At 72.4% G+C, this 26,271-nt stretch carries 25 protein-coding genes; 18 read left to right on the top strand and 7 right to left on the bottom strand.

The window, feature by feature from the left end:
* Positions 1-247 precede the first annotated feature (247 nt).
* Complete coding sequence (locus tag MXD62_RS28665; RefSeq protein WP_071066739.1) at positions 248-1,474, bottom strand: CaiB/BaiF CoA-transferase family protein; 1,227 nt, start codon at positions 1,472-1,474, stop codon at positions 248-250.
* 848 nt (positions 1,475-2,322) lie between these two features.
* Between MXD62_RS28665 and MXD62_RS28660 the strand changes: the two genes are divergently transcribed.
* Positions 2,323-2,889, top strand: coding sequence for a TetR/AcrR family transcriptional regulator (locus MXD62_RS28660; RefSeq protein ID WP_285224222.1), 567 nt, complete (start codon positions 2,323-2,325; stop codon positions 2,887-2,889).
* Between the two features lie 13 nt (positions 2,890-2,902).
* On the opposite strand, the gene MXD62_RS28655 is transcribed toward MXD62_RS28660, so the two are convergent.
* Positions 2,903-3,598: an urease accessory protein UreF gene (locus MXD62_RS28655; protein WP_248832504.1), complete on the bottom strand. Its 696-nt coding sequence runs from the start codon at positions 3,596-3,598 to the stop codon at positions 2,903-2,905.
* A gap of 245 nt (positions 3,599-3,843) precedes the next feature.
* On the opposite strand from MXD62_RS28655, the gene MXD62_RS28650 reads away from it, so the two are divergent.
* Positions 3,844-4,104, top strand: coding sequence for a hypothetical protein (locus MXD62_RS28650; RefSeq protein WP_248832503.1), 261 nt, complete (start codon positions 3,844-3,846; stop codon positions 4,102-4,104).
* 105 nt (positions 4,105-4,209) lie between these two features.
* Complete coding sequence (locus tag MXD62_RS28645) at positions 4,210-5,142, top strand: phytanoyl-CoA dioxygenase family protein (RefSeq protein WP_248832502.1); 933 nt, start codon at positions 4,210-4,212, stop codon at positions 5,140-5,142.
* Here the strand turns inward: MXD62_RS28645 and MXD62_RS28640 are convergent.
* From MXD62_RS28640 to MXD62_RS28625, 4 genes are all read right to left on the bottom strand, one after another.
* Positions 5,123-5,467 carry a cell division protein SepF gene (locus tag MXD62_RS28640; RefSeq protein ID WP_248832501.1) on the bottom strand — a complete coding sequence of 115 codons (345 nt, stop codon included), beginning with the start codon at positions 5,465-5,467 and terminating at the stop codon, positions 5,123-5,125. The two genes, MXD62_RS28645 and MXD62_RS28640, sit on opposite strands and share 20 nt — an antisense overlap.
* Before the next feature lie 201 nt (positions 5,468-5,668).
* The gene (locus MXD62_RS28635; protein ID WP_248832500.1) at positions 5,669-7,396 is read right to left on the bottom strand and encodes an urease subunit alpha; all 1,728 of its coding nucleotides are present in this window, start codon (positions 7,394-7,396) and stop codon (positions 5,669-5,671) included.
* On the bottom strand, positions 7,389-7,766 hold the full coding sequence (locus tag MXD62_RS28630) for an urease subunit beta (protein ID WP_248832499.1): 378 nt from the start codon (positions 7,764-7,766) through the stop codon (positions 7,389-7,391). Before MXD62_RS28630 ends, MXD62_RS28635 begins: the two co-directional genes overlap by 8 nt.
* The gene (locus tag MXD62_RS28625) at positions 7,763-8,065 is read right to left on the bottom strand and encodes an urease subunit gamma (RefSeq protein ID WP_248832507.1); all 303 of its coding nucleotides are present in this window, start codon (positions 8,063-8,065) and stop codon (positions 7,763-7,765) included. The genes MXD62_RS28630 and MXD62_RS28625 overlap by 4 nt, the downstream gene beginning before the upstream one ends.
* A 400-nt stretch (positions 8,066-8,465) precedes the next feature.
* Between MXD62_RS28625 and MXD62_RS28620 the strand changes: the two genes are divergently transcribed.
* Genes MXD62_RS28620 through MXD62_RS39425 form a run of 8 tightly spaced genes read left to right on the top strand, consistent with a single transcriptional unit; the run spans position 8,466 to position 16,531 of the window.
* A complete protein-coding gene (locus tag MXD62_RS28620) occupies positions 8,466-8,879 on the top strand; it encodes a hypothetical protein (protein ID WP_248832498.1) in 414 nt (137 codons plus the stop codon).
* A 4-nt stretch (positions 8,880-8,883) separates the two neighbouring features.
* A complete protein-coding gene (locus MXD62_RS28615) occupies positions 8,884-9,240 on the top strand; it encodes a hypothetical protein (RefSeq protein ID WP_248832497.1) in 357 nt (118 codons plus the stop codon).
* Positions 9,237-9,962 carry a hypothetical protein gene (locus MXD62_RS28610; RefSeq protein WP_248832496.1) on the top strand — a complete coding sequence of 242 codons (726 nt, stop codon included), beginning with the start codon at positions 9,237-9,239 and terminating at the stop codon, positions 9,960-9,962. Before MXD62_RS28615 ends, MXD62_RS28610 begins: the two co-directional genes overlap by 4 nt.
* A gap of 12 nt (positions 9,963-9,974) precedes the next feature.
* The gene (locus MXD62_RS28605) at positions 9,975-11,228 is read left to right on the top strand and encodes a hypothetical protein (RefSeq protein WP_248832508.1); all 1,254 of its coding nucleotides are present in this window, start codon (positions 9,975-9,977) and stop codon (positions 11,226-11,228) included.
* Positions 11,225-12,706 carry an SCO6880 family protein gene (locus MXD62_RS28600; protein WP_248832495.1) on the top strand — a complete coding sequence of 494 codons (1,482 nt, stop codon included), beginning with the start codon at positions 11,225-11,227 and terminating at the stop codon, positions 12,704-12,706. Before MXD62_RS28605 ends, MXD62_RS28600 begins: the two co-directional genes overlap by 4 nt.
* On the top strand, positions 12,694-14,244 hold the full coding sequence (locus tag MXD62_RS28595) for a hypothetical protein (RefSeq protein WP_248832494.1): 1,551 nt from the start codon (positions 12,694-12,696) through the stop codon (positions 14,242-14,244). Before MXD62_RS28600 ends, MXD62_RS28595 begins: the two co-directional genes overlap by 13 nt.
* Positions 14,241-16,049 (top strand): type IV secretory system conjugative DNA transfer family protein, encoded by a 1,809-nt coding sequence (locus MXD62_RS28590; RefSeq protein WP_248832493.1) that lies wholly within the window; start codon positions 14,241-14,243, stop codon positions 16,047-16,049. Before MXD62_RS28595 ends, MXD62_RS28590 begins: the two co-directional genes overlap by 4 nt.
* A complete protein-coding gene (locus tag MXD62_RS39425; protein WP_248832492.1) occupies positions 16,046-16,531 on the top strand; it encodes a DUF4913 domain-containing protein in 486 nt (161 codons plus the stop codon). The genes MXD62_RS28590 and MXD62_RS39425 overlap by 4 nt, the downstream gene beginning before the upstream one ends.
* A gap of 12 nt (positions 16,532-16,543) precedes the next feature.
* Here the strand turns inward: MXD62_RS39425 and MXD62_RS28580 are convergent, their stop codons facing one another.
* On the bottom strand, positions 16,544-16,927 hold the full coding sequence (locus MXD62_RS28580; protein ID WP_248832491.1) for a hypothetical protein: 384 nt from the start codon (positions 16,925-16,927) through the stop codon (positions 16,544-16,546).
* A 1,560-nt stretch (positions 16,928-18,487) separates the two neighbouring features.
* Here MXD62_RS28580 and MXD62_RS28575 point away from each other — a divergent pair.
* The 7 genes from MXD62_RS28575 (at position 18,488) to MXD62_RS28545 (ending at position 26,082) form a co-directional block, all read left to right on the top strand.
* Positions 18,488-18,796, top strand: a complete 309-nt coding sequence (locus MXD62_RS28575) for a hypothetical protein (RefSeq protein ID WP_248832490.1) — start codon at positions 18,488-18,490, stop codon at positions 18,794-18,796.
* Entirely contained in the window at positions 18,789-19,835 is a 1,047-nt protein-coding gene (locus MXD62_RS28570; protein ID WP_248832489.1) for a zeta toxin family protein, read from the top strand. The genes MXD62_RS28575 and MXD62_RS28570 overlap by 8 nt, the downstream gene beginning before the upstream one ends.
* 552 nt (positions 19,836-20,387) lie before the next feature.
* A complete protein-coding gene (locus tag MXD62_RS28565; RefSeq protein WP_248832506.1) occupies positions 20,388-21,416 on the top strand; it encodes an ABC transporter substrate-binding protein in 1,029 nt (342 codons plus the stop codon).
* On the top strand, positions 21,413-22,219 hold the full coding sequence (locus MXD62_RS28560; RefSeq protein WP_248832488.1) for an ABC transporter ATP-binding protein: 807 nt from the start codon (positions 21,413-21,415) through the stop codon (positions 22,217-22,219). Before MXD62_RS28565 ends, MXD62_RS28560 begins: the two co-directional genes overlap by 4 nt.
* A complete protein-coding gene (locus tag MXD62_RS28555) occupies positions 22,216-22,980 on the top strand; it encodes an ABC transporter permease subunit (protein ID WP_248832487.1) in 765 nt (254 codons plus the stop codon). Before MXD62_RS28560 ends, MXD62_RS28555 begins: the two co-directional genes overlap by 4 nt.
* On the top strand, positions 22,977-23,831 hold the full coding sequence (locus MXD62_RS28550) for an ABC transporter permease subunit (protein WP_248832486.1): 855 nt from the start codon (positions 22,977-22,979) through the stop codon (positions 23,829-23,831). The genes MXD62_RS28555 and MXD62_RS28550 overlap by 4 nt, the downstream gene beginning before the upstream one ends.
* A gap of 280 nt (positions 23,832-24,111) precedes the next feature.
* Positions 24,112-26,082, top strand: a complete 1,971-nt coding sequence (locus MXD62_RS28545) for an adenine deaminase C-terminal domain-containing protein (RefSeq protein ID WP_248832485.1) — start codon at positions 24,112-24,114, stop codon at positions 26,080-26,082.
* The last annotated feature ends 189 nt before the right edge of the window (positions 26,083-26,271 follow it).

Below are 26,271 nucleotides of genomic sequence, written 5' to 3'. Positions count from 1 at the left end.
GTTCCGGTTCCCGCGAGAAGGCCCTTCGGCTTTCCGGGTGGATGCTCCGCGGAAGCCGGCACGGGGGTTCCGGGGCCAGCCTGCTCGCCCTTTACTCTCCTTCTCGCCCTTTCGGACCGGATTCCCCCGGGATCGACCCCCGAAACGGCGAGGACGAAACGAAAGGGCGAGCAGGCTACCCGGAGCTTCGAGTGTTTTGCCCGAAAGGTGGCGATCCGCACCCGTGCTCTCGGGTGCGGGGCGAGCGTTACACCACCCGGTCGCGGCGCAGGGCCGCGATCTCCTCGGTCGGGTAGCCCAGCTCAGCGAGGAGGGCGTCGGTGTGCTCACCGAGGGCGGGGACCGCGCCCATCGGGGGCGTCCACTCGGCGGCGATCGGCGGGGGCAGCAGCGCCTGGACGGTGCCGGTGGGGGTCGAGACCTCCTGCCAGCGGTCGCGTTCACGCAGGTGCGGGTGGTCCAGGACGTCCTGGACACCGTTGAGGCGGGCGTTGCCGAGCTCGGCGTTGTCCAGGATCTCCTGGGCCTCCACGAGGGTGACGCTCTTCGACCAGGCGATGATCACCTCGTCGAGGCGGGCGCGTTCGCGCACCCGGTCGGCGTTGCCGGCGAAGGCCGGGTCGTCCGCCAGGTCGGGCCGGTCGAGGACGGTGCGGGCCAGCCGCTGCCATTCCCGGTCGTTGGTGGTGCCGAGGACGACGGTCTGGCCGTCCGCCGTCGGGTAGGCGCCATAGGGCGCGACGGCGGGCGAGCCCACCCCGGCCGGCTGCTGTTCGACACCGGTGCCCATGGTGAAGTTGAGGGAGTAGCCCATCCACTCCGTGACGACGTCGAAGAGGCTGAGCGAGATCGCCGAGCCGCGCCCGGTCTCCCGGCGGGCGTAGAGGGCCGCGAGAATCGAGCTCAGGGCGTACATCCCGGTGGCGAGGTCGATGATCGGGATGCCCGCCTTCGCCGGCCGGCCCGGCTCGCCGGTCACCGAGCACGACCCGCCCTCGGACTGCACCAGCAGGTCGTAGGCCCGCTTGTGGGACAGCGGACCGCCCTCGCCGTAGCCGGAGATGTCGACCGCGACCATCCGCGGATGGCGGGCGACCACCTGCTCGGCGGCCAGGCCGCGCCGGGCCGCCGCCCCGGGGGCGAGGTTCTGGATGAGGACGTCGGCCCGGCCCAGCAGCCGCTCGAGCGCCTCGGCTCCCCGCGGGTCGGTGAGGTTGAGGGTCAGCGACTCCTTGCCGCGGTTGACCCACACGAAGTGGGCCGCCATCCCGTTGAGCGCGCCGTCGTAGTGGCGCGCGAAGTCCCCGCCGCGCGGGTTCTCGACCTTCACCACCCGGGCACCCATGTCCGCGAGGTGCCGGGTGGCGATCGGTGCCGCAACGGCCTGCTCGAGACCGACGACGAGCAGCCCCTCCAGCGGGCGCGGCCCGCCGCCCGCGGTGCCGCCGAGGGTGCGTTCGTCCGTTGCGGTCATGCTGCCTCCCGGGCTGTGCCGGCGTCGGCGGGCGACGCGCGGCTAAAGGCGGCGGGGGGGGGGGGGGGGGGGGGGCGGGCCCCCCCCCCCCCGGGCCGGGCGGCTCGGGCTCGGGGCGTGGCTGGTTGGTGCGTCGGGGCTGCGATCGGGGCTGCCGAGGCCTCCGCCCGGCTGGAGGGTGACCGGGCGGAGGTCGGCGACGGGTCGCCAGGCACGACCGGAAGACACAACCAGACACAACTGGTGGTTGTTGTCGGATTGTGTTGCCGTCGTGACATGGATCGGGCGTGCGGTAGCCCCCGGAGGCTCGCGGCCCTTGAGGTAACCCGTCAACAGGTCTGACGCGCTGCGGCCCCGACTGGTTGCGACAGGATTTGGCCGAAGCGTGACATCTGTCGCCGAATGTGGCCGGATCGTTCCTCGGTGACCTGCGGGTGTGCGCCCGCGCGCGCGAGGGCGGCGTAACCCTCGTCACGATTCCCACAATAGTTTCCGGACGGAGGACAACGAATCAGGCGACTCGGTCGTCTACTGCATCGGAACGGTTCGGTTCCGTGGCAGCGACGCCGCGGTAAAGGTCGCCAGCGGCACCGCCAGGTGGTGCTGGCCGGTGGTGCCGGTGGGCACTGGCGGCCAATCGCGGGAGGCGCGCCAGGAGCCGAGCCGTTCCCGGGCGGCACCCCCCGCCGCCCGCGGCGGGGGGGGGGGGGGGGCGGCCCCCCCCCCCCCCCCCCCGGGGGGGGGCGCGGGGCCGGGGGGGGGGGGGGGGGGGGGGGGCGCGCGCGTGTGCCCGGGGGCGGGCCGCGGACGGGGCCGGCCGCCGTTCCCGTGCCGCGGCGGGGGAGGCGCTGCGGCGGGAGGCGGTCGAGGCGGCCGCCGAGCTGCTGGTCAGCGCCGGCCCGCAGGCGCTGACGATGCGGCGTGTCGCCACGGCGATCGGCGCGTCGACCACCGTGCTCTACACGGTCTTCGGCGGCAAGGACGGCGTGGCCGACGCGCTCTACCGGGAGGGGTTCGAGCGGCTGCGGGCCCGGCTCGAGGCCGTCGTGGCAGCCGACCCGCTCGTCCGCCTGCACGAGCTGGCCCACGCCTACCGGCGCAGCGCGCTCACCGACCGGTCGTTCTACGCCGTCATGTTCGAGCGGGCCGTGCCCGGTTACGAGCCCGGCCCGGAGTCGCTGGGGGTGGCGCGCGCGAGCCTGGCCGTCCTCGTCGACGCGGTGCGCGACGCGATGGCCGCCGGGCTGCTCGGCGGCGACGATCCGGAGCCGGTCGCCCGTCTCCTGCACGCCGCCGCCCACGGGGCGGTCAGCCTGGAGATCTCCGGTCATCTGGAGGGCGAGGGCGCCCTGCGCTGCTTCCGGGAGCTGACCGCGGCGGCCTTCGCCGCCAGCGCGCGGCCCGCCGCCCGCTGACCCGGTAGCTCCATCAGGAGGTGAACATCCGGACCTCGGCGGTGCGGTGCCGTTCGGCCAGCAGGTCCAGCTGGGGCGCGCTCCCGGCGGGCAGGCGCTCCGGGGCGCGCAGCGCCGACGCCGTGTCGGCGGCCGCCGCGATGCGGTCGACCTCGGCGGCGATCTCGGCGAGGACACCGGTGACGGCCAGCGGGTCGAGCCCGAGCAGGCGGACGGCCGCCGTCGCCGGGCCGTTGACGGACGCGTGGGCGGCCGCCAGCGCCGCGTCCCGCGGCTCGAGCCCGGCCGCGGCGGCGACGATGCCGAGCGCGACACAGTGGTGTGGCGCCGCCGGATGCGCCGGGACCGCCCAGGCCGCGCGGGCCACCCGCATCAGGGTGCGGCCCTGCGCGCGGCTGGCGGCCCGCTGGGCGGGCGAGGGCGTGCGGGCGTCGACCTCGGCCTCGAAGACGGCGAGGACGTCCGCCGCCAGCTCGGTAGCGGGGCCGGCCGCACGGACCGACCGGCACACCGCCGCCGCGAAGGACGCGGCGAGCAGCCCGGACGTCGCGAGGCGGCCGCGAAGGAACTCGGCGAGGTCCCTGAGTCCGGTGATGCTCCCGTCGAGCACGGCGGCCTCGACGCCTCCGGAGTGGGCATGCCCGCCGGCGGGTAGACGCCCGTCGGCCAGGAGCAGCAGCGCTGCCCGTGCCTCCACGTGACCTGTCATTGGTGGGTCCGCGTCCATCCGCCTATCTTTGCCCACCACGCCCTGTGCCCCCGGCCCGGGCCGGCGGTCCGGATCGCGTGCGCCGTCGCAATCGACCGCCGGACCGGGTCCGGCAGCAGGTCACGTCGGCGACAGATCCACCATCGTGAGCTCCCGGATATGGCAGCGTTTGCGGCCGTCGCCGCGGAGCCGGCGGCAGGCCTGAAATGCGGCCGGCAGCGGTCCGGCCGCGTCGGAGATGGGGGATGACCGTGTCTGTTCTGAGCTCGGGGCGACCCGCGCGGCCCGGGGGCATCAGCGCCCGAGTCGCGCTCACCCTGGTCACGGTCCTGGGACTGTCCTCAGGACTGGCCGCCTGCTCGGACCGCCCGCCGAAGCCGAGCTGCCGGGCCGGCTACGTGGCCGAATGGGATGATGACGACCACGAGTGGGAGTGCGAGCGGCGGACGTCGAGCTCGAGCGGCACCGCCGGCGGCTCCAGCTCGCACCGGTCCGGTCGCCGCTGACCACGCCGTCAGGCATCCGCTCACATCGTCAGGCACCTGGCCACACCGCCAGGCATCCGCCCGACATCTGTCCGGCACCGTCCGACGTGCCGCTGGAGGCAATCGATGGGATCGTCCGTGCTCACACCGTTCGCCGAGCTGGGGGCCTTTCGGCCCACGGACGCCGCCCCGCCGGTGGCGGCCGCCGGGCTCGATCCGGGCCAGCCTGATCCGGGCGAGCTCGATCTGGACGAGATCGTGGCGTTCTACCGGCGGTACGGGTTCGTGATCCTCCGCGACGTCCTGGGCGAGCCGCTCACCACCCAGATCGAGACCGAGTGCGCCGCCGCCCAGGCCGGCGTGCTCTCCGGTGGTCTTCCCGCTCGCCACGGCTCCACCCAGTACCTCGACGACGCCGGCAAGGCCGCGCGCTTCGTCAACTACGTCGAGCACGTCGAGGAGCTCGCGCCGTCCGTGCGCGCGGCGGCGGCCCATCCGGTGCTGGTGGACGTCGTCCGTAACCTGATCGGTCCCGGGGCGGGCCCGGGAATCTGGCTGAACGACTCGGACAAGGCCGGCATCATCTACCAGGACGCCCGCCCGGGCCGCGAGTCCGGCTACAGCCGCATCGGGTGGCACTCCGACTGGCAGGCGATGCCCAGCCTGGACATCTGGCCCGGGCTGGCGTTCACCATCCACATCGACGCAACGAGCCCGGCGAACGGCTTCCTGCGGATGGTGCCCGGCAGCCACCAGTGGGCCACACCCGCCCCGTACCGCAACATCAACGGTGTGGCCGTCCCGGCCGACGCCCGCCCGGCCTGCGGGTACACCGACACGCCGCCGCCGTTCGAGATGCCGCTCGGGTTCGAGAAGGTCCCCGGCGAGATCGCGGTGTACGCCGACCGGGGCGACGTCCTGCTCCACGACGCCTACACCTGGCACGCGGCGGCACGGGCGACCGACGACTCGGCCGTGCGCCGGCACGTGCGCGGCTCGTACCTCGCCGGGGACGAGTCGTCCTACCGCCCGCAGTTCGTCAAGAACGCCGCACGCTGATGCCGGGCGCGGTGCTGTGGCCGCGCCCGAGGTACGTCTCCCGCAGGTGGTGGACGTCCTCGACGGGCAGCTCCACGCCCGCCGGCACGACGAGGTAGGCGTGCGGGGCGATCCGTTCGATGTGCCCGGCCAGGGCGTAGACGGCGCCGGCGGCGAAGTCGAGGAACCGGCGCTCCAGGGTCTCGCCGCCGTGCTCGAGGTCCACCAGCATGGGAATGCCGTCGCGCAGGCGGTCCACCGGCTGGGAGAAGTCGTTGTAGTTGGTCGGCGCGACGATGGGCACGGTGGCCCGGGCCCGGGCTTTTCGGGGCGTGGTCGCGTCCATCGGGGTGCCTTTCGTGAGCCGGGTCAGGGGCGGCACAGCACATGATTCCCGACCGGCCCCGCGTTCCGGCGGCGACACGCCGAGACGGGACCACTACAGGCTGCGGGCACGGCGGCGGCCGTGGGTCAAGCCCCCGGAGGTCCGAAACCCGGCCGCGCGCCATCCCCGGCGGGCGCCGCCGGCCCTGGACGAGAGGCAGGTTCAGAAGAGGAAGTACCGCTGGGCCATGGGCAGTTCGGTGGCCGGAGCCGCCTCCACCGCCTCGCCGTCGATGCGCACGGTGAAGGTGTCCGGGTCGACGCGGATGTCCGGCGTCGCGGTGTTCTCCGGCAGGTCCGCCTTGCCCCGCCGGCGGACGTCCGCCGTGGCGACCATCGGCTTCGCCAGGCCCAGCCGCTCGTCGAGGCCGTCCTGCAGCGCCGCGGGCGCGACGAACATCAGCGAACTCGCCGCGGCCGGGCCGGGGGCGGCGCCGAACATGGGCCGCGGCAGCACCGGCTGCGGGGTCGGGATCGAGGCGTTCGCGTCGCCCATCGCCGCCCACGCGATGAAACCGCCCTTGAGGACCAGCGACGGCCGCACCCCGAAGAAGGCCGGCTCGTAGAGCACCAGGTCGGCCAGCTTCCCGGCCTCCACCGACCCGATCTCGGCGTCCAGGCCGTGCGCCACCGCCGGGCAGATCGTGTACTTGGCGACGTAGCGCCGGGCCCGGTTGTTGTCGGCGGCCGTGTCGCCGGGCAGCGTGCCGCGGCGGCGCTTCATGACGTGCGCGGTCTGCCAGGTCCGCGTGACGACCTCGCCGACGCGGCCCATCGCCTGCGAGTCCGAGCCGATCATCGAGATCGCGCCCAGGTCGTGCAGGATGTCCTCGGCCGCGATCGTGGACGGGCGGATGCGGCTCTCCGCGAACGCCAGGTCCTCGGGCACCGACGGGTTCAGATGGTGGCAGACCATCAACATGTCGAGGTGCTCGTCGAGGGTGTTGACGGTGTGCGGCCGGGTGGGGTTCGTCGACGACGGCAGGATGTTCGCGAACGAGGCGACGGTGATGATGTCCGGCGCGTGCCCGCCGCCGGCACCCTCCGTGTGGTAGGCGTGGATCGCCCGGCCGGCGATCGCGGCGAGGGTGTCCTCGACGAATCCGGCCTCGTTGAGGGTGTCGGAATGCAGCGCCACCTGCACCCCGGAGGCGTCGGCGACGCGCAGGCAGGCGTCGATGGCCGCCGGGGTGGTGCCCCAGTCCTCGTGCAGCTTGAAGCCGGCCGCGCCGGCGCGCAGCTGCTCCCACATCGCGTCCTCGCTGACCGTGTTGCCCTTGCCGAGCAGGGCGACGTTGACCGGCCAGCCGTCCATCGCCGACATCATCCGGTGCAGGTTCCACGGCGACGCGGTGACGGTCGTCGCCTTGGTGCCCTCCGCCGGCCCGGTGCCGCCGCCGATGAGCGTGGTGACGCCCGTGCCGAGCGCCTCGGGGACCTGCTGCGGGCAGATGAAGTGGACGTGGGTGTCGACCGCGCCCGCGGTGAGGATCTTCCCGTTGCCCGCGATGATCTCCGTGCCGGGGCCGATCACCAGATCCGGGTGGACGCCGTCCATGGTGTCGGGGTTGCCGGCCTTGCCCAGCGCGCTGATCCGCCCGTCCCGGATGCCGACGTCGGCCTTGACGACCCCCCAGTGGTCCAGCACGACCGCGCCGGTGATCACCAGGTCGGGTGCGCCCTGCGCGCGGGTGGCGCGGGCCTGGCCCATCGACTCGCGGATGACCTTGCCGCCGCCGAACACCGCCTCGTCGCCGGTGGCCATGCCGCCCGGGCCGCGACTGAGGTCGTCGGTGACCTCGATGAACAGGTCGGTGTCCGCGAGGCGGATCCGGTCGCCCACCGTCGGCCCGAACAGGGTGGCGTACCGGGACCGCTCCAGCTCACTCACTGCCGTTCCCCTCACGGTCGCCGTCGCCGTCGCCGCCACGGTCATCGTCACGGCCACGGTCGCCGTCGAGCGGGCCGGCCCACTCCGGGCGCAGCCCCGGGACGATCCGGGCGCCGGCCAGGGCGACCAGCTCGACCTCGCGCTCGACCCCGGGCTCGAACCGGACGGCGGTGCCCGCCGCGACGGCCAGCCGGTAGCCCCAGGCGGCCTCGCGGTCGAAGTCGAGAGCCGGGTTCGCGGCGGCGAAGTGATAGTGCGACCCGACCTGGACGGGCCGGTCGCCCGTGTTGCGCACGACCAGCATCCGGGTCGGCCGGCCCGGGTTCAACCGCACCGTGCCGGGCGCGGTGACGATCTCGCCGGGGATCAAGGGATCGGCTGGTGGACGGTGACGAGCTTCGTGCCGTCCGGGAAGGTGGCCTCGACCTGGACCTCGGCCAGCATCTCCGGCACGCCCTCCATGACGTCGTCGCGGGTCAGCACGGCCCGCCCGGCCGCCATCAGATCGGCGACCGTGCGCCCGTCCCGCGCGCCCTCGAGCAGGAACGAGGTGAGCAGCGCGGTCGCCTCCGGATAGTTGAGGCGCAGCCCGCGTGCGAGGCGCTCCCGGGCCAGACCGGCCGCCACATGGATGAGCAGGCGTTCCTGTTCATGCGGGCTCAGCAGCACGAGCGCGAAGCCTACACGCACCCGTTGCGTCAGAGCGCCGTAAGGAATGGACGACCATCTCGGCGCTGTGGGCTGGGGTCAGGTGCGTCGGCCAGGTCGTCGAAGGAGAACTGGCCGGGGTGGTCGGGCAGGCTTGATCCCCGCGCCTGCACATCCAGTGACGTTCGGGGCGATATGCACAACACCCGTCAAATCGCTTGACCGGTGACCATCCTGACATAGAGCGTAAGGGCTGACCTCATTACGTGTTCAGATCATCTCTTTCCGGCGTTGGGACGTGGGGGGCTGGGTGACGGTTGCGTCGCACCGTCGCCGCCCTGGCGTTCCCGGGTCGGGATGGACACCGTCAGCGACACCCCGTGACGCCCCGGCGGCGCACGCGGATCGGGATGTGGTGGCGGTGGTGGGCTGTCACGGCGGCGCCGGCACGACGACGCTCGCCCGGCTGCTGGAACCCGCTGTGGACCTGTCGCTGGTGACCGACTGGGGGCGGGCGCATCTGCGGCGCTGGCCGACGGTGCTGGTGACCCGCGGCACCGCGCAGGCAGCACAGGTGGCGGTGGACACGGTGGCCGCGGCGCGGGCGGCGGGGGTGGTCCCGCGGGTGTTGGTCGTGGTGGGAGACGGCCCGTGGCCGGAACCACAGGCGGTCACCGCCCGGGTGCGGCTGCTGGCCGACCGGGTCGGGACGGTCGTGCGGTTGCCGTACGTGCCGCGCTGGCGATACGTGGACGACCCGTTGGCCGAACCGCTGGCCCCGGCGATCACCGTGGCGGTGGAACGGATCCACCGTGCACTCGAGAAGGAGACATAGGGCTGTGCTGGAGTCCCTGCAGGTGCACATGCTGACGGCCCTAGCCGCGCCCCAGCTACTCGCGCAGCCGGCCGATGGCACGGGGCAGGTAACGGATCCGGCGATTGATAAGGACGTGCCGAACCCCGACGTCGAAGCACCGCCGGGGTTGGGCGAGGCGGTTAATACCGCGTTGAGCTGGCTGAAGTGGGGTGCGTTCGTCGCCGGGGTGGCCGGGCTGTTGTGGTGCGCGATCATGATGGGGATCGGGCGGCGTAACCGGTCGGCGATGGCCGTCGAGGGCGCCATGGGGGTGCCCTGGGGTCTGCTGGCTGTGTCGCTGGCTGTGGCGGCCCCGGCTCTGGTCTCGGCGTTCGTATGACCCGTCGACCCGCCGTCGTCGTGGGCGCGATTGTCGTGCTCGCCGTGGGGATCCTGGTCGGGGTGGTGATCGGCAGCCGCGGGGACGACACCCCGGTGCCTCCTGGGACGAGGGCGACGGCCGCAGTCGTGCCGGGATCGGCCACCGCATCGCTGCCGGCGCAGGAGACGACCTCGGGTTTGCCGTCCATCGATAACCGCGATGTGGAGATGTACGACTATTTGGGCGGGTTGAGGCTGCCCCGAAGCCCCACCGCCGGGCCCCGGACGATGGAGGGAGATCTCGCCTCGGGATTCGCGCACTCCCCGCTGGGCGCCGTGCTCGCCGCGGTGAACATCGCCTACCGCACAGCCCCGAATCTCGGCGCGCCGGTGTACGAACCGACGATCAGCAGCCAGGTGGTCGGAGTGGACAAGCCTGCACTGCTGGCCGCGGCACGGCGCGACGGGAGCAGCAGCGTGCCGAAGCCGGGGCAGCGTATCGCCGGATCCGACTCGTCGCTGGACGGATGGAGGGTGGACTCCTACTCCCCGGATCAGGTGACGATGCACTACCTGATCTCCCAGGTTTCCGAGAACGGTGATCTGGTGTCGGCCGCGGTTCAGGTGGACCTGCGCTGGATTGACGACGACTGGCGGGTCATCGCCCCAGCAGGCGGCGACTGGGCATCGGCGGGAGGCCCGGCACGCGATACCTCGACCTACCTACCTTTCACCCGCTGAGCGGAGACCGCTGTGTGTCTGCCCTTCGACCCCATCTGCCAGACAAAAAGTGCCATCACAGATGCCGCTGAAGGCACCGCATCCAAGGTCTTCGATTTCTTCGCCGACATGCTCGCGGATTCGATTGAATGGACGGTCAAGAACACGATGACTCTCTGGGCCCGGCAGGGCTCGGCGGATGTTCTCGGCGAGCACGAGACGATCGGGATGATCCGGGGGTCGTTGTTCCCGATCGTGGTGGCGATGCTAGTAGGTGGAATTTTCGTGCAGAGTATCCGGCTGGCAATCGAACGCAAAGGTAACCCGCTGGTGCAGGTAGGGCGCGGGCTCACCGCTTATGCGGTGGCGACGGCGACCGGTACCACCCTGGTCGCGCTGGCGGTCACCGCTGGCGACGAGATGTCTGTGTGGGTGATTGATCAGGCCCTGGATGACGGCGACTTCGCGGATCGGACGACGGCGCTGCTCACGCTGTCCGGAGGGCCCTTCGGCCCAACGGTCGGTATCAAGATCGCTTTGGGGTTGCTGGCGTTGGCGTCCGCGCTGGTCCAGGGCGTTCTCATGATCTTCCGGGATGGGGCTGTGCTGATCCTGCTGGGGGTTCTGCAACTGGCCGCGGCCGGGCAGATGACCAAGGCGACGGCGGGGTGGCTGCCACGGATATCCGGCTGGCTGCTGGCAATGGTCTGTTACAAGCCGGCTGCGGCGTTGGTCTATGCGGCGGCGTTCACCCTGGCGGGGAAAGGCGAGGACATCAGGACGGCGATCGCCGGCTACGCGATGATCGTCCTTTCGATCGTGGCGTTGCCGGTGCTGATGCGAATGTTCACCTGGGCCACCGGAGAGGTCACGAGTTCCGGTGGCACCGGTCAGTTGCTGATGTCTGCGGGGTTCGCGTTGCAGGGGCTGTCCAGCATGCGCGGCGGCCAGCCCGCGGGCGGCTGGTCGGCGAACCAGCATGCCGATCATCTGCGGCCTCAGCAGGGACCGACCGGTGCCGCTCCCGGAAACAGCAGTCCCGGTTCTGGTGACGGCGGTGGCGGTCCTGGTGGTGGAACACCCGGCGGTCCTGGTGGTGGAACACCCGGCGGTCCTGGTGGTGGCGGGCCTTCCGGCGCCGCGGGAGGGGGTGCCGCAGCCGGTGCGGCTGGAGGTGTCGCCGGGATGGCGGCGCAGGCAGGGATGACCGCAGGGCAGGCGGCCCGGGACAAAGCCGCGGGGGCGTTCGGTCCGCCTGAGACGGGCCCGTCGGGGACGGCCAGGTGACCGAGCAGCCGCCGGTTCGCACCTATGGCGGCTGGCGGCGTCGCCGCGGCCTGGGCCTGATGGGGCTGTCGACGGGGCAGACGATGGCGGTGCTCGGCGCGGTGACGTTCGCGCTGATCCTGGCCACCGCCGCACCGGTGTTGCTGGTGGTGGTCGGGCCGCTGCTGGCCCTCGGGGTGGGGCTGATGGTCGCACGTTGGGATGGCGTGCCGTTGACGCATCGGATCGTCGGGCAGGTGCGTTGGCAGGTCGCGGTGGCGCGCGGGTGGACGCGGTTGACGGGCGGGGTGCTGGTGGAGCATCCCCGGGCGTGGCAGCTGCCCGGGGTGCTGGCGCCGATGGTGCTGGTGGATGTGGAGGACGGGGCCGGGGGTCGGTTCGGGCTGGTGTGGGACCGGCACAGCGGCCTGGTGACGGCCACCGTGCGGGTGGCGGCGACCTCGACGTGGCTGGCGGGGTCGGATGCGGACGGCTGGGTGGCGGCGTGGGGTGGCTGGCTGGCCGGGTTGGGCTATGTGCCGGCGGTGCGCTGGGTGGCGGTCACGGTGGACACCGCCCCGGATCCGGGGTCGACGTTGCGGGACCGGGTAGTCGGCGGGCTGGATCCGCAGGCGCCGGCGGCGGCGCGGGCGATCGTGACCGATCTCGTGGCGGCGGCGCCGTACAGCGCCGCCGATGTCGACACCCGCATTTCGATCACGTTCGATCCGCGGTTCTCCCCGACCCGGCCGGGCACCGTCCTCGATACCGCGGTGGAGTTCTCCCGCCTGCTCGACGGCTTGGAAACCGGGCTGGGTGGGTGCGGGGTGACGGTGCTGGGCCGGGCGTCGGCGGCGGATCTGGCCGGGGCGGTGCGGGTCGCGTTCGACCCGGCGGCGCGCGGGCAGGTCGGCCGGTTGTTGGACGGCACGGCTCCAGGCCGGGAGCTGTTGAGCTGGGCGGATGCCGGGCCGGTCGCCGCGCAGGAGACGTGGGATGCCTACCGGCACGACTCGGGGACCTCGACGTCGTGGGGCTGGCGGGAGGCACCCCGCCAGCTGGTCCACGCCGACGTGTTGTCGCGGCTGCTCGCTCCGGGGGCGTGGCCGACACGGACGACGATGCTGTACCGGCCGCTGGCCGCCGGCGCGGCGGCGCGGCTGTTGGAGACCGAGGTGAACGCGGCGTCGTTCCGGGCCTCCTACCGGGCGCGGACCGGCCGGGACCCGCAGGCCCGCGACAGTGTGGACGCCGCGGCGGCGTCCCGCGCGGCCCGGGAGGAGGCCCAGGGCGCCGGGGTGGTGCTGATGTCGATGTATGTGACCACGACGGTGCTCGACCCCGCCGACCTGGTGAAAGCGGCGTCGGATGTGGAGACCCGCGCGGACTCGGCGAAGATCCGACTACGCCGGCTGTACGGGGCGCAGGCGGCGGGGTTCGCCGCGACGTTGCCGTGCGGGCTGCATCCGGCGGTGCTGGCGACGCGGTGGCCGCACTGAACCGCCGCCGCGGCCGACACACCTCCGCCCAGCCCCCGGCCCGAAATCTGGTCGTACTGCCGCCGCCGGCAACGCTGGCACCGGGGGAGACGATGCCGGCCGCCGCCAGGACCGCGTTGCCACCGCCGTGGGGCTGGCGGATGCGCGGCGGGGGACGCGCCGCCCATGTGATCGCCGCGGACGAGTTCCAGGGCACCACCGTGCAGATCGCCGGGCTGTTCCCGTTCGTTGCCGGGTCGGGGTCGCCGGTGGAGGGGGTGCCGGTCGGGCGGCACATGCTGTGGGGGGAGACGGTGTGCCTGGACCCGTTGGCGTGGCTGCGCGCCGGGCTGACGACGAATCCGGGCATGTTCGTCCTCGGCCAGCCCGGGGTCGGCAAGTCCGCCCTGTCGCACCGGCTGATCACTGGGATGGTGGCCGCCGGCACCCGGGCGTTGATCCTCGGGGACACCAAACCCGACTACGTCGCGCACATCGCCCACCTCGGCGGACAGATCATCAAAGTGGGTCGCGGCCTGGACCGCATCAATCCCCTCGACGCCGGCCCGCTGGGTCAGGTGCTGGCCGGGATGGACCCGCACGCGGCCGCCGCGCTGCGTTGGGAGGTCCGCGGGCGGCGTCTGGCGCTGCTCCTCGCGCTGATCAGCCTGGTGCGCGGGGACCGGGTCCTCAATGTCGAGGAGGTCATCCTGGGTCGGGCGGTGGACCTGCTCGACACCCGGATCGCCGACCCGACCGTCCCCGACGTGCTGCGCGTGCTCGACGAAGGCCCCGACCAGCTGCGGGCGGCGGCGCGCACTGACGACCCGGTCGCCTACCAACATCGCGTCCACGACCTTGTCGCCTCCCTCGCCCTGCTGTGCGAAGGCAGCCTGGCGGGGGTGTTCGACGGGCCGACAAGCACCCCGATCGACCTGGACGCGCCGGCGGTGAGCGTGGACATCTCCCGTGTCGGCGCGGCCGGGGACACCCTGCTCGCCGCCGCGCTGCTGTGTACCTGGGCGTATGGGCACGGGGCGGTCGACGCCGCCGCAGCCCTGGCCGAGGTCGGCGCCGGCCCGCGGCGCACCTACCTGGCGGTGATGGACGAGCTGTGGCGGGCGCTGCGCGGCGCCCCCGGGCTGGTCGAACACGCCGACGCCCTCACCCGGCTCAACCGCGCCAAGGGAATGGCCAGCCTGATGATCACTCATTCATTGGCGGACCTCGACGCGCTGGCCACCGAGGAGGACCGGGCCAAGGCCCGCGGGTTCGTCGACCGGGCGGCGATCACCGTCCTGGCTGGGCTGCCACCACGCGAACTCGGCCGCGTGCAGGAGATCACCCCGCTCACCGACGCCGAGTGGCAGATGATCGCCTCCTGGTCGGCGCCGGACTCCTGGCAGCCCGGCGGGCGGCACCCCGGCCGCGGCAAATACATGATCAAAACCGGGGGGCGGTTGGGGATCCCGGTCCAGATGACCCTGCTGCCCGCGGAGGTCGCGTTGTACGACTCCGACCAGGCCATCCGCCGCACCCACCCGGACACCCGACGGTGAGCGGCACCCCGACGCCGCGCACCGGGGTCCTGCCCTGGGTCGTGCTCGCCGCCGGATGGGGCGCGGGGGGACTGGCATGGCTGGCCTGGATGACGGTGCGCCTGGCCGCCGCGGCCGGCGGCGGCCAGGTCACCGGGTTCACCGACTTCCTCGGCCACCTGCTCAATGGCCAGCCGGGCTCGGCCTGCCCGGGAGTGTCGCGGGGGTGGATCGCCGTGTTCGGCGTGCTGATGGGCGCCGTCGCCATCGCGGTCGGCATCGGCGTGGGCCTGGCAGTACGCCGCTGGCGGGGGCGGGCCCGACGGGGGCAGACCTGGCGGTTGGCGTTGCCGTCGATGGCGCACCCGACCGACGTCGCCCCGCTCGCCCCAGCCGGGGTCGAGGCACGGGCACGGGCACTACGGCCCTCCCTGGCCGGTGTCGACCGCCGGGCGCTGCCCGCCGACGCCGCCGGCTGGGTCGTGGGGGACCTGCTGCCCCGCGGGCCGGTGCTGCGCGGCAGCTGGGAGGACGTCGCGGTCGCGTTCATGGCCCCCCGCTCAGGCAAAACCACCGCACTGGCGATCCCGATGACACTGGCCGCCCCCGGCGCGGTCGTCGCGACCGGGAACAAAGCGGACCTGTGGGCGGCCACCGCCGCACTGTGCACGCAGGCCGGGCGGGGCGTGTGGACGTTCGACCCGCAGCAGATCGCCCACGCCGAACAGACCTGGTGGTGGAACCCACTGGCCGCCATCAGCGGCATCGAGGACGCCGACCGGCTCGCCGGCCACTTCCTACAGGAAGTCCGCGGGGACCGCGGCTCCGGCGACTTCTGGATGGCCGCCGCCGGCGACCTGCTCGCCAGCCTCCTGCTCGCCGCCGCCGTCGCCGACCGCGACCTCACCGACGTCTACGCCTGGCTCAACGACTCCGGCTCCCCGATCCCCGCCGAGGCACTCGCCGGCGCCGGATACCCCGCCGTCGCCGCCGGGCTACGCGGCCGCCAGTCCGGCGCCCCGGAAACCCGCGAAGGCGTCTACGAAACCGCCCGCGCCGCCGCCCGCTGCCTACGCAACGACCGGATCCTGCGCTGGGTCACCCCCGGCCACGTCGACCGCGAACTCGACGTGGCCACCTTCACCGCCGGCCGCGACGCGCTGTACCTGATGTCAAAAACCGACGAGGGAGCCGCCTCCCCACTGGTCGCAGCCCTCACCGACCAGGTCGTGCGCGCCGGGGTACGCCGCGCCGAAGCGCACGGCGGCCGCCTCGACCCGCCGCTGCTGCTCGTCCTCGACGAAGCCGCGAACATCTGCAAGATCGCCGACCTGCCCGACCTGTACTCCCACCTCGGGTCACGCGGGATCGTGCCGATGACGATCCTGCAGTCCTACCGTCAAGGAGTGCGGGTGTGGGGCGAACCCGGCATGGACGCCCTGTGGTCGGCCGCCACCATCAAAATCATCGGCGCGGGCATCGACGACCCCCGCCTGGCCGAGGACCTGTCCAAACTCGTCGGGGAACACGACGTGCCCACCGAGTCGGTCAGCCACTCCACCCAGGGCGTGAGCGTGTCGATCTCCGCCCGGCGGCAGCGGATCCTCGACCCCGCCGACATCCGCGCCCTGCCCAAGGGCCGGGCGTTGCTGCTGGCCACCGGCACCCGAGTTGCCGCGATCGCCCTACGCCCCTGGTACACCGGCCCGCACCGCGCCCAGATCACCGCGGCGATCACTGCGGCCACCGCGCACATCACCGACCGCGCCGCCCCGCCCGCAGCCGCCTCCGACCCGCAGGCAGCCACGTCCCTGGAGCAGATGTGACCGACGACGACCTGGTGGTGCGGCTCGCCGCTGTCGAACGCACCCTCGCCGACCACGACGCCGCGCTCACCGCCGCGGCGACGAACGGCGCCGCACCCGACAGCGGCGACACGGATGAGGGCGACGACCCACCGCAGCTGTGCTACCCCGACCTGGAGTCGTTCGTCGCGGAGTTCCTGGCGGTGATGTTCCCCCGACCGTTGGGTGGGGAGTTCCGCTGGTGCCCATGGTGGTGGGACCACGGCGAGGCCGTGCTGCGCCTGGAATCGCTGTGGCGGGCGTTCGAGTCGCTACGCCTGGACGGCGAGTTCGGGATCGCGACCTGGCTACGCGACCACTTCGACCACCAGTGGCCCCGCCTGCTCTCTCCTTCCGGCCCGTTCGCCCGCTGCTCACCGGACCGCACCAGCCGCCCCCACGAACCCGACCCGATCCTGCGCGTCGTCCCCCCACCGGACGGCTGGCCGAACAACGACGACTGACACGCAGCGCAGTCAGCCCCGGCGCGGCCCGGTGGTCCGGCGGGGCGACGACGTCGCGGTACTGCGCTGGGGCGCCTGCCCTCGCCCGCCGGTCGGACGCTGCGGGGAGCTCGGGGATGGAAACGCACCCGTGCGCCCACGGCGCTGGTCCGCGCGGCCGGCGGGATGTGACGGGCGGGCGGTGGGGGCGAAGACCCGGCCGTCGATGACCGGACCCCCGGCGCGCATGGCCTCGGTGCTCGGTTCGAGCACTGCCGCGGCCCGGCGGGCCGCGAGGAACTGGGCGGCGTAGATCGTTCCCGTGAGGGCCGCGACACTTTTCTCCGCGCTGTTCTGCATCGCGTCGAGGATCGGATCCGGATAGCTGGACGGCGGGCTGTCGGACGGCTGGGTCACAGCAACGGCTTCCTGTTCGACGGGGGCGGTGGTGCGGGAGTCCGCTGCACCTTGCCGATCACGGCAGGCGGGCGGCGACACGGTCGACTGCTCCCCGCAACACCCCCACCCGCTGGGCTGTACGTTCCGCGCCACTCCGGCAACGTCTTGCCCCCAACCGGATCAACAAGCCTCCGCAATACACCTACAGGTGAGCATGGCATTCGCCTGCGTCACAGGCAACGCAAGGTGTTCATCTCGCAACCGATACGATCTGTGTGAGGGATGCGGTTACCGTGGTCAACCGGCGCCGCCGCGCGACGGCAGCCGGCACAGGACGGATCGCGGGGCAGATGTTGTTCGACGACATGGTCACCGAGGACTGGCCGGCGCCCACCCCGCTGGCCATCGGGGTGGGCGGACGACTTTGGCGAGCAGGGCGACAGCCCCCTGGCCGCCGAAGGTGAACGATTTGACTTCACTCCTCCTGCCGGCCTGGTGCCCACGTCTACCGCAGTCGACCCGGCCCCTGCCGCCGGTGCGGCGGCGAAGGCGCGGACCTACCAGTGCTAAGCCCGCCTCGGTCACCGACCGGGCCTCGACCCCTCGTCTGCTGCAAGTCACCGCCGCCCGCGCGGCTGCGGCGTATTGGCCGGTGCCTACGCCGGGCCGGCCCGCATCGGTGACCTTACTGGGGGCTGCCCGAGTCTTACCGGGGGCTGTCCGAGTAAGGGTTTGGTGGAGGTGGCGGTCGACGATCAGTAGTACGGCCGGCGAGGTCAAGACGCACCGGCTGCCACGAGTGGCATGACCGTGATAAACAGAGTCAAGGAGTTTTAAAAGAGCGGAGGTGTTGATGTCCGAATCGCACAGCAGTGGGCGTCGGCCGGTACTTGGGTGCAGCCTGCCTACCTGGTCTTATGGGCAGGGCACTGACTTCGAGGTAGCCGAGTGGATACTCGGGTCGTTGATCGCCTGGACATCAAAGCAGATCAAGATCAGTCGGGACGATGTCAAGGTGAATGCTCTGCGTGAACAGAGTGCCGTGTTGGCCGCTGAACGGCGGCAGATGCTCGTGGGTGGACCGGATACCGCGGCCCGGGTCCTCCGGGAATACGGCCCCCGTGCCCGGCGCCTGTACGTATCGGCGTGATAGAATACCACTGCCCCGGAAGAGCATGAGCAAATCTTTCGAGATCGGATCGCCCCGGGTTTCTTAACTCATCCTGCCCGCAGGGGCATCCGACGGCGATCTTGCTTGGTGGTCAGGTCGGGATGGGAAATTCAGCACCAAAGGTGCTCTCCACGAGCTGTTGGCCAACGTTGGCGACGCCGTCAAATTCAGTGCCGGTCGGACTCGCCCTTACCGCCTCGGGTTCGTTGACCTTCTTCAAGGTGACGAGCGACTCCTACGCGACCTCGACGCCTCGATCACCAGGACGCTCGTCTGTGGGTCGACAAAGCGATGGCAGACTCACTGCAGATGGGGCTCGCGCGTCGCCGGTCAGCTGCCGTCAGTCGGTCGGTAGCAATTCAGGAGCGGCGTGAGCGCTTCCAGTGCTCTTGCGGAAGGATTCAGCTATGACTGCCGAGGACGAGACAGTGTTGGGTGGCCTCGCGCCCTTCGTGTGGGACGACGCAACCGCCGCGGACTGCGAGACGGCGGTGGAGGAGGTCAACCAGGTCGTTGGGGGCTATGCCTCGTTGTTGTCGGCGGCCGTTGACGAGCCGGCAGCGTTCACCGAGACAGAGATCACGACCTGGCGGGCGCAGTTGCAGGCCTTCGTGGCTCGGCGACAGGCGTTGCGTCCCGACCAGCCGGAGACCATCGCACAGACACGACGCGCCGCGGCCGAGGCGCTGCGCTACCTGCAGTCGATTCGTGGCTGACGTCGACCGCAACCGCTACCGGTTGTCCGAGGCCCGTAACGAACAGATTTTCCAGGATTTGATCGTTTCGACCGAGTACGCGGGTCGGCCGAGGCAGTCCGCACCGGTAGTGGTGTTCATCGCCGCGCAGACTGGCGCGGGCAAGACCAACACCGCGCTGATGGTTCGGCATGCGCTCAACAGGCGCGGCGGTGCGATCACCATCGACCTGGACGTTCTCAAGCCCTACCACCCGCGATACCCGTCGCTCATGGCGGCGGACGACACCACGGCCGGGGCCTACACCAGTCTCGACGGACGTCGGTGGATGCAGAAAGCCCAGGAGTGGGCCATTGCTCAGCGTGTCGATGTGCTCATGGAATCGGCGATGCGGCTTCCAGACGAGTTCGACGGCCCGGCTCGCCGGTTCGCCGCCGCCGGCTATCGTGTCGAGGTCGCGTTTCTTGCTGTCCCGGCCGCGCTGAGCCGTCTGGGTGTGTTGGAGCGGTACTGGAAGCAGGTCGCCGCACACGGCCACGGTCGGCCGATCAACGCGACCATCCACGACGCCTGCTTCAGCGCGATCCTCCGCGAGGCGCAGGCCATCGACGTCGGCACCGTTCCCGTGCACGTCACCAGTGTGCTTCGTCGCGGGAACACCGCTCTCTACCTGAACAGCCGTAGTCCTGATGGTGCGTGGCGGCGACCACCTGCGGCGGCGGCGGCGATCCACTCGGAACGGACCCGGATGTGGACTCACGGCGAGTCCCACCGCTTCGCCGCAGCGACAGCCAGGGTGCACGCGCTGGCGCGTGACGAGACCGAGACGCAGGCGGTGAACGCGGTAGTCGACCTGGCCCGTCCAGTTCTGGCGACCCCTTGGACGAACTCCACCGTGCCGACAGCGGACCTGCTTTCCCAGCTCGCTGCTCGCCCGGCCGGTCCGCTGGGCGCCGCGTTTCCGGAACCGCTGAGATCGGGAGCTGCTTCCCGCACGCCGCCGGGCGGGCGTGCCTTGCCCCCTCCCTCACCTCGGCCTCGCCTCGGTCCTCGGCCGTAGCGGCTCTGTCTGCAGTGGGCGAAGCAGGCAGACGATCTCCGTGGAGTCGGTGGAGCGCGTCCGGGCGTTCCCTGAGGCCGTCACCAACTGCACTTCCGTCAGACCCACCACGCTCGTGAGATCCGCCGCGACAAGCCCGGAGTCCGCGAGATCCGCCTCGGTGTGCTCGGCGTGGGTCGGATCTGCCCAGCTCAGGTCAGTGTCGGTGATGTCTGCCCCGTTCTAGAACAACTCGGTGAAGTCGGCCCGGGTGAGAGTCGCCGCGCTCCTGCAGATGTCATCGAGATGACATCGGTGATCTCCTCGTATTCGTATTCGGCGACCTCGGTCGTGAAATGGGCCGGCGCCCCGGGCTCAGCGGGCCCTGATGCCTGGTAACTGGCTGTTCACGTGGCCGCGATAGGTCCGATACTCCTGCTTTCTAGCGTCCGTGGAACCGCCTGACAGGTCGATGGGAACGGCTGAACGGGGTGTCGCGGGCGCGTCGATGGGGGTTCGGTGGCAACAGCCAGCAGTACGGGTTTCGACAGACGCGGATTCCTCCGTGGGGGAATGGGGGCGACGGCCGGGGCGACGCTGCTCGCGCTCGGCGGGGGCGGCCTGCTCGCCGCGTGCGGCGACGACAGTGGCGACGGCGGCTCGTCGAGCAGCGGTCTCGGTGTCCTCGACATCCGCTTCTCCTGGATCAAGAACACCGAGTTCGCCGGTGCCTACATCGCGGATCAGCGGGGCTACTACAAGGCGGCGGGCTTCTCCGGGGTCAACATGATCGCCGGTGGCCCCTCCGCGACGCCACAGGACACCGACGTCGCGACCGGCAAGGCGTTCATCGGCATCTCCGCGCCCGACATCACCGGCAACGCCATCCTCAACGGCGCGCCGATCAAGATCATCGGTGCGCAGTACCAGAAGAACCCGTTCGCGATCGTCTCCATGGCGGACAAGCCCATCGCCGGCCCGCAGGACATGGTCGGCAAGAAGATCGGGGTGCAGGCCACCAATGAGAGTGTCTGGTCGGCGTTCCTCAAGGCGAACAAGATCGATCCGAAGTCGATCGAAAAGGTGCCGGTCGAGTTCGACCCGCTCCCGCTCACGACGGGCACCGTGGACGGCTGGTTCTCCTTCGTCACGAACGAACCGAACCTGCTGCGTGTCAAAGGGTTCGAGGTGACGACCTTCCTGCTCGCCGACCACAACTATCCGCTGGTCTCCGAGACCTACATGGTCCGTACCGAGTCCATCGACAGGGAACGGGACAAGATCAAGGCCGCGCTCACCGCCGAGATCCGCGGATGGAAGGACTCGCTGGCCGATCCCGCGCTTGGCGCGCACCTCGCGGCGACCGTCTACGGAAAGGACCTCGGCCTGGACGAGGAGGAGCAGACCCTGGAGAGCAAGGACCAGAACGCGCTCATCCTCACCGCCGACACCAGGGCGAACGGTCTGTTCACGGTCACCGACGAGCTCCTCGCGGAGAACATCGACACCCTCGGGATCGCCGGCGTGAGCATCACCGCCGACGAGCTGTTCGACCTGTCGATCATCAAGGAGCTCTACCAGGAGAAGCCTGATCTCGTATGACGACATCGGCCGCGCCCGACGGGTCCGGTGTGAGCGTGACCGGGCTCGGCAAGGAGTTCCGTATGGGCCGCGGTCGCGTCGTGGCCCTCGACGACGTCAACCTCGCGACGGCGGAGGGCTCGTTCCTGACGCTGATCGGCCCCTCGGGCTGCGGCAAGTCCACGGTGCTGCGGATCCTGGCGGATCTGGAGGCGCCCACGGCCGGGATGGCGCTGGTGCACGGCGAGGCGCCGTCGGTGGCCCGCCGGGCGCATCACCTCGGCATCGCCTTCCAGGACGCCGCCCTGCTGCCCTGGCGGTCGGTCGAGGCGAACATCCGGCTGCCGCTTGAGGTCAGCGGTCTGAAGGCCGAACGCAAGGTCATCAGTGACCTGATCGCTCTCGTCGGGCTGACCGGCTTCGAGCGGGCCCGGCCCGCGCAGCTCTCCGGCGGCATGCGCCAGCGGGTCGCGATCGCCCGCGCCCTCGTCGTGCAGCCCAAGGTGCTGCTGCTCGACGAGCCGTTCGGCGCCCTCGACGACATGACCCGCCAGCGCCTGAACTTCGAGTTGCTGCGCATCTGGAGTGAACGCTCGACGACCACCGTCCTGGTGACCCACTCGATCCCCGAGGCGGTCATCCTCTCCGACACCGTCGCGGTGATGACCGCCCGCCCCGGGCGCGTCGCGGCGCGCGTCGACATCGACCTGCCGCGCCCGCGCACCCCGGAGATGCTGCGCACCGCCCGGTTCCACGAGCTGCACGACGAGCTGTCCACGCTCCTGTTCGCCGGTACCGGCCCGACGGCAGGGGAGGCCGGATGACCCGGCCGGCGTGGCTCGGCGGGACGATCGGCGTCGTCGGCCTGGTCGCCGTGTGGTGGCTGCTCGCCGTGACGCTGCTCGACCGCGGAAGCGTCGTGCCCACGCCCTGGGAGGTCGTCCGCGCCCTGTGGGACGACCATCGCCTGCTCTGGACGTCCGCCCGGTCGACCGTGTCGATCGCGGCCCAGGGCTGGCTCATCGGCAACGGCCTGGCGATCGGCCTCGCGGTGCTGTTCTTCGGCGTCCCCGTCGTCGAGCGGGTGCTGCTCCAGATCGGGGTGGCCTCCTACTGCCTGCCGATCATCGCGATCGGCCCGATCCTGACCACGGTCTTCGACGGCAGCACGCCGCAGAAGGCACTGGCCGGGATCTCGGTGTTCTTCACGACGCTGGTCGGCACCCTGCTCGGCCTGCGCGCGGCCGACCCGGCCAGCCTCGACGTGATCCGGGCCAGCGGCGGCGGCGTCGTCCACCAGATGCGCTACGTCCGGCTGCGCGCCGCCCTGCCGAGCACCTTCGCGGCGCTGCAGATCGCCGCGCCGGCCGCGATCCTGGGTGCGATCATCGGCGAGTTCCTCGGCGCCGACCGCGGCCTCGGGATCGCCATGGTCAACTCGCAGCAGGCACTGGAGGTGCCGCGCACCTGGGCGCTGGCCCTGGTCGCCTCCGCCATCGCCGGTCTCGGCTACGCCCTGACCGCGCTGCTGGCCCGGCTGCTGACGCCCTGGGCCCCCCGCGGTAACCCTGGAGGCGCCCGATGAGCACCGTGACGCCGGACACCGCATCGTCCGGCGGTCGTGGCAGCCGGGTGGCGGGGGCGATTGCCGCGCGGGCCGGGCGGACCCTGCTCTCGGCCGTCGCGTCCACCGCGGTGATCGTCGGGCTCTGGTACGCCTTCATCGAGGTCTTCGACCTCAACGCCCTCGTCGCCAAGGACCCCGGGGCGGTCTGGAAGTACCTGTTCACCGAGCCGGACGCCGCCCAGAACCGTTCCGTCATCCTGGACGGCCTGTGGCACACCCTCGGCGACGCCGCGGTCGGCTACGTCGCCGGCACCCTCGCCGCGCTCGGTGTGGCCGTCGCGTTCGTGCTGAACCGCGCGGTCGAGCAGTCGCTGATGCCGGTGGCGATGATGCTGCGCTCGGTGCCCCTGGTCGCGATGACGCCGCTGCTCACCCTCGTCTTCGGCCGCGGCCTGCTGGCGGTCTCGGTGATCGCCGGGATCGTCGTGTTCTTCCCGTCCCTGGTGAACCTGGTGTTCGGGCTGCGCTCCGGGCCCGCGGCCGCCGCCGACCTCGTCGTCGCCTACGGCGGCGGGCCGTTCACGGTGCTGCGCAAGGTGGCGCTCCCGAGCTCCCTGCCCGCGCTGTTCGTCTCGGCGCGCATCTCCGTACCTGGCGCGATCATCGGCGCGCTGCTCGCGGAATGGCTGGCCACCGGCAAGGGCCTGGGCTATTTCATGCAACGCGCGCAACAGACGTTCGACTACGGCGGGGTGTGGGCCTCGGTGGTCGTGATCACCGCCGCCAGCGTCGCGGTCTACGCCCTGGTGGGCCTCGCCGAGGCCGTCGTGCTCGCCCGGTACGGGCCCGACCCGGCCCGGCGCGGGTGAGCGGCGTGGCACCCCGCGGCGGGCAGCCGGCGGCCGTCCGAGTGCGCAACCGCAGGTCGCAGGCTGTGATGTGGCGCACCTGGCACTGCTTGCTTCCTGACACCCCACCACGCGACGTGTCGCTCCCGTACGAGAATGCGGTTGTACAGCAATGCGTCGGAACGTGCGGGCGCGGTCGCGTCGTGGCGGGGTCGAGGTCGGCCCGGCCGCCGCGGGGCTCGCTGCGCGGGTCCGTGGCCGGGCGGTCGGCGGCGTCGACCGGTGAGTTCCGGAGGGCGTCATGACCGCTGAGCGGGACGTCGACCGTACGGTCGACGCCGTCCCCTCCCACGCGCTCCCGGCCGCATCCGTGCCGGTGACACCAGGGCCGGCCGCTCCGGTCCCGATGGCACCGGTCCCGATGGCGCCGGGGTCGATGGCGCCGGGGGTGGTGCCTGCCGGGCCGTTACGGTCGCTTCCGCCGCTCGCCGCGCCCGCGGTGGCGCGGGTGCCCGGCCGCCGCCGGGCGACGCCCGTCCCCGGCCGCACGGGCGCCGCGCGCGGCAGCCGGGCCCCCCGCCCGGTGACGGTGCCCACTCCGCTGCGCGAGCCCCTCACCCCCACCCCGGACGAGCTCGAGCGGCTGCGCGACATCGCCACCGGCCGCGCCGAGGCCGACTTCGCGATCCGTGGCGGGGTGGTCTTCGTTGTCCAGACCGGCGAGATGATGCGGCGCGACATTCTCATCGCCGGCCGCTACATCGCCGCGGTGACCCGGCCGAGCGCCGTGGGCGCCCGCCGCAGCCTGGACGCGGCCGGCCGGTTCGTGCTCCCGGCCTACGTCGACGCCCGCGCGTCGGTCGAGCGGACGCTGCTCGGCCCGGGGGAGCTCGCCCGGCTCGTCGTTCCGCGCGGCACGGTGACGGTGCTGACCGACCTCGCCGAGATCGAGCAGATCCACGGCCCGCGCGGCCGCTCGCTCGTGCTGCGCACCGGCACACCGCTGCGTGTCCTGCCCCGCGGCCCCGCCGGCACCCGCGACGGGCTCGCCGTCCCGTCCCGTCCCGCCGCGCCGCACGAGGGCAGCGCGCCCTACGACGCCACCGGGCCATATGAAGCGACCACGCCGTACGAGGCCACCGCGCCACACCAGGCCGCCGTCGAGGCCGTGGACGTCGCGCGTGCCGTCCCCCGGCAGGTGAGCCCGCTGACGGGGATGCCCGGCCCGTTCATCGGGAGCGCCGGGCCCGCCGCGTTCCTGCCGGGCGCCGCCCATCTCGTCGGCGGGCCCGCCGGAGCCGAGATGCCGCCGGTGGGTGGCGGTCTGATCTCCGATCACCTCGACGACCGGGTACGGGAGGAGATCCGAGCGGGCGGCGCCGCCGTCCGTGTCGTCCGGGAGGCCACCCTCACCCCCGCGCGTGCCTTCGGCCTCGACCACGTGCTCGGCTCGATCGCTCCGGCCCGGCTCGCCGACCTGCAGATCGTGCAGGACCTGACCGCGCGGCTCCCCCCGGACGTCGTGGTGGCCGGTGGGCGGATCGCGGCCGAGCGCGGCCGCGCGCTGTTCGACAACTTCGACCCGGCCCCGACGTGGGCGTCGTCCTCGGTGCGCCTGCCCGCCGGCCTCTACACCGGTTCGTTCACCTCACCCTGCATGCACTGGAGCGGCCGGCGCGACACCCGGCTCACCATCGTCGACGTGCGGGCCCCCGCCGTCGCCACCAGCCCGGCGGCCCCGATCGGGGTTTCGAGGGTCTCGGCGTCCTCGGTCGGGCTCGGGCCGCTCGGCGCGGGCGGGGAGCCGCCGCGGGTGACCGTCGCCCGGGTGGAACCGACCCTGCGCGACGGCGTCGTCGTCGCCGACCCGTCCCGCGACCTGCTCAAGACGGCGGTGCTCGACCGGTCCGGCCGGGCCGACCGCGTGCGGGTCGGTATGGTCCGCGGGCTCGGGCTCACCCGCGGGGCGCTGGGGGCGACCGCCGGGGCCGCCCCCGGCGACGTGGTGATCGTCGGTGCCGGCGACGCGGACATGCTGACCGCGGCCCGGGCGCTGGAGGGGATGGGGGGCGGGTTCGTCGTCGTCGAGCGCGGCTGGGTGCTGGCCGCCTGCCCGCTGCCGGTGGCGGGCCTGATGAGCGACGCCCCCTGGGAGGCGGTGCTCGGCCAGCTCGCGGCCGTCGACACCGCGGCCCGCGACCTCGGCTGCCGGCTCGCCTCGCCGCTCCGCCTGATCGCCCAGCTCGGCAGGGAGCTGTACGTCCGGCCCTGACGCGGTGGTCAGCCGTCCGAGACGCGCCGCGCCGGCAGCGCCGGGCCGCCCTCCGGGATGGCCCAGCCGCGCGGCGCGTCCGCGACCGCCGTCGTGGACCCGGGGCGGTGGGCCCGCCCCCCCGGGGGGGGGGGCCCCCCGGGGGGCCGGGGGGGGGGGGGGGGGGGTTTTAGAAGTGGCGCCCCGCCC

Source organism: Frankia sp. Mgl5, from assembly GCF_023242985.1.
Taxonomy (GTDB): Bacteria; Actinomycetota; Actinomycetes; order Frankiales; family Frankiaceae; genus Parafrankia; species Parafrankia soli.
This window is presented reverse-complemented; position numbering and strand designations above follow the sequence as displayed.

Bases quoted from the DNA above. Each gene is read 5' to 3' on its own strand.
- MXD62_RS28560 (WP_248832488.1), top strand. From the start codon at position 21,413: ATGACGACATCGGCCGCGCCCGACGGGTCCGGTGTGAGCGTGACCGGG.
- MXD62_RS28555 (WP_248832487.1), top strand. From the start codon at position 22,216: ATGACCCGGCCGGCGTGGCTCGGCGGGACGATCGGCGTCGTCGGCCTG.
- MXD62_RS28645 (WP_248832502.1), top strand. From the start codon at position 4,210: ATGGGATCGTCCGTGCTCACACCGTTCGCCGAGCTGGGGGCCTTTCGG.
- MXD62_RS28655 (WP_248832504.1), bottom strand. From the start codon at position 3,598: ATGACAGGTCACGTGGAGGCACGGGCAGCGCTGCTGCTCCTGGCCGAC.
- MXD62_RS28550 (WP_248832486.1), top strand. From the start codon at position 22,977: ATGAGCACCGTGACGCCGGACACCGCATCGTCCGGCGGTCGTGGCAGC.
- MXD62_RS28610 (WP_248832496.1), top strand. From the start codon at position 9,237: ATGACCCGTCGACCCGCCGTCGTCGTGGGCGCGATTGTCGTGCTCGCC.
- MXD62_RS28665 (WP_071066739.1), bottom strand. From the start codon at position 1,474: ATGACCGCAACGGACGAACGCACCCTCGGCGGCACCGCGGGCGGCGGG.
- MXD62_RS28575 (WP_248832490.1), top strand. From the start codon at position 18,488: ATGACTGCCGAGGACGAGACAGTGTTGGGTGGCCTCGCGCCCTTCGTG.
- MXD62_RS28650 (WP_248832503.1), top strand. From the start codon at position 3,844: ATGACCGTGTCTGTTCTGAGCTCGGGGCGACCCGCGCGGCCCGGGGGC.
- MXD62_RS28565 (WP_248832506.1), top strand. From the start codon at position 20,388: ATGGGGGCGACGGCCGGGGCGACGCTGCTCGCGCTCGGCGGGGGCGGC.
- MXD62_RS28640 (WP_248832501.1), bottom strand. From the start codon at position 5,467: ATGGACGCGACCACGCCCCGAAAAGCCCGGGCCCGGGCCACCGTGCCC.
- MXD62_RS28545 (WP_248832485.1), top strand. From the start codon at position 24,112: ATGACCGCTGAGCGGGACGTCGACCGTACGGTCGACGCCGTCCCCTCC.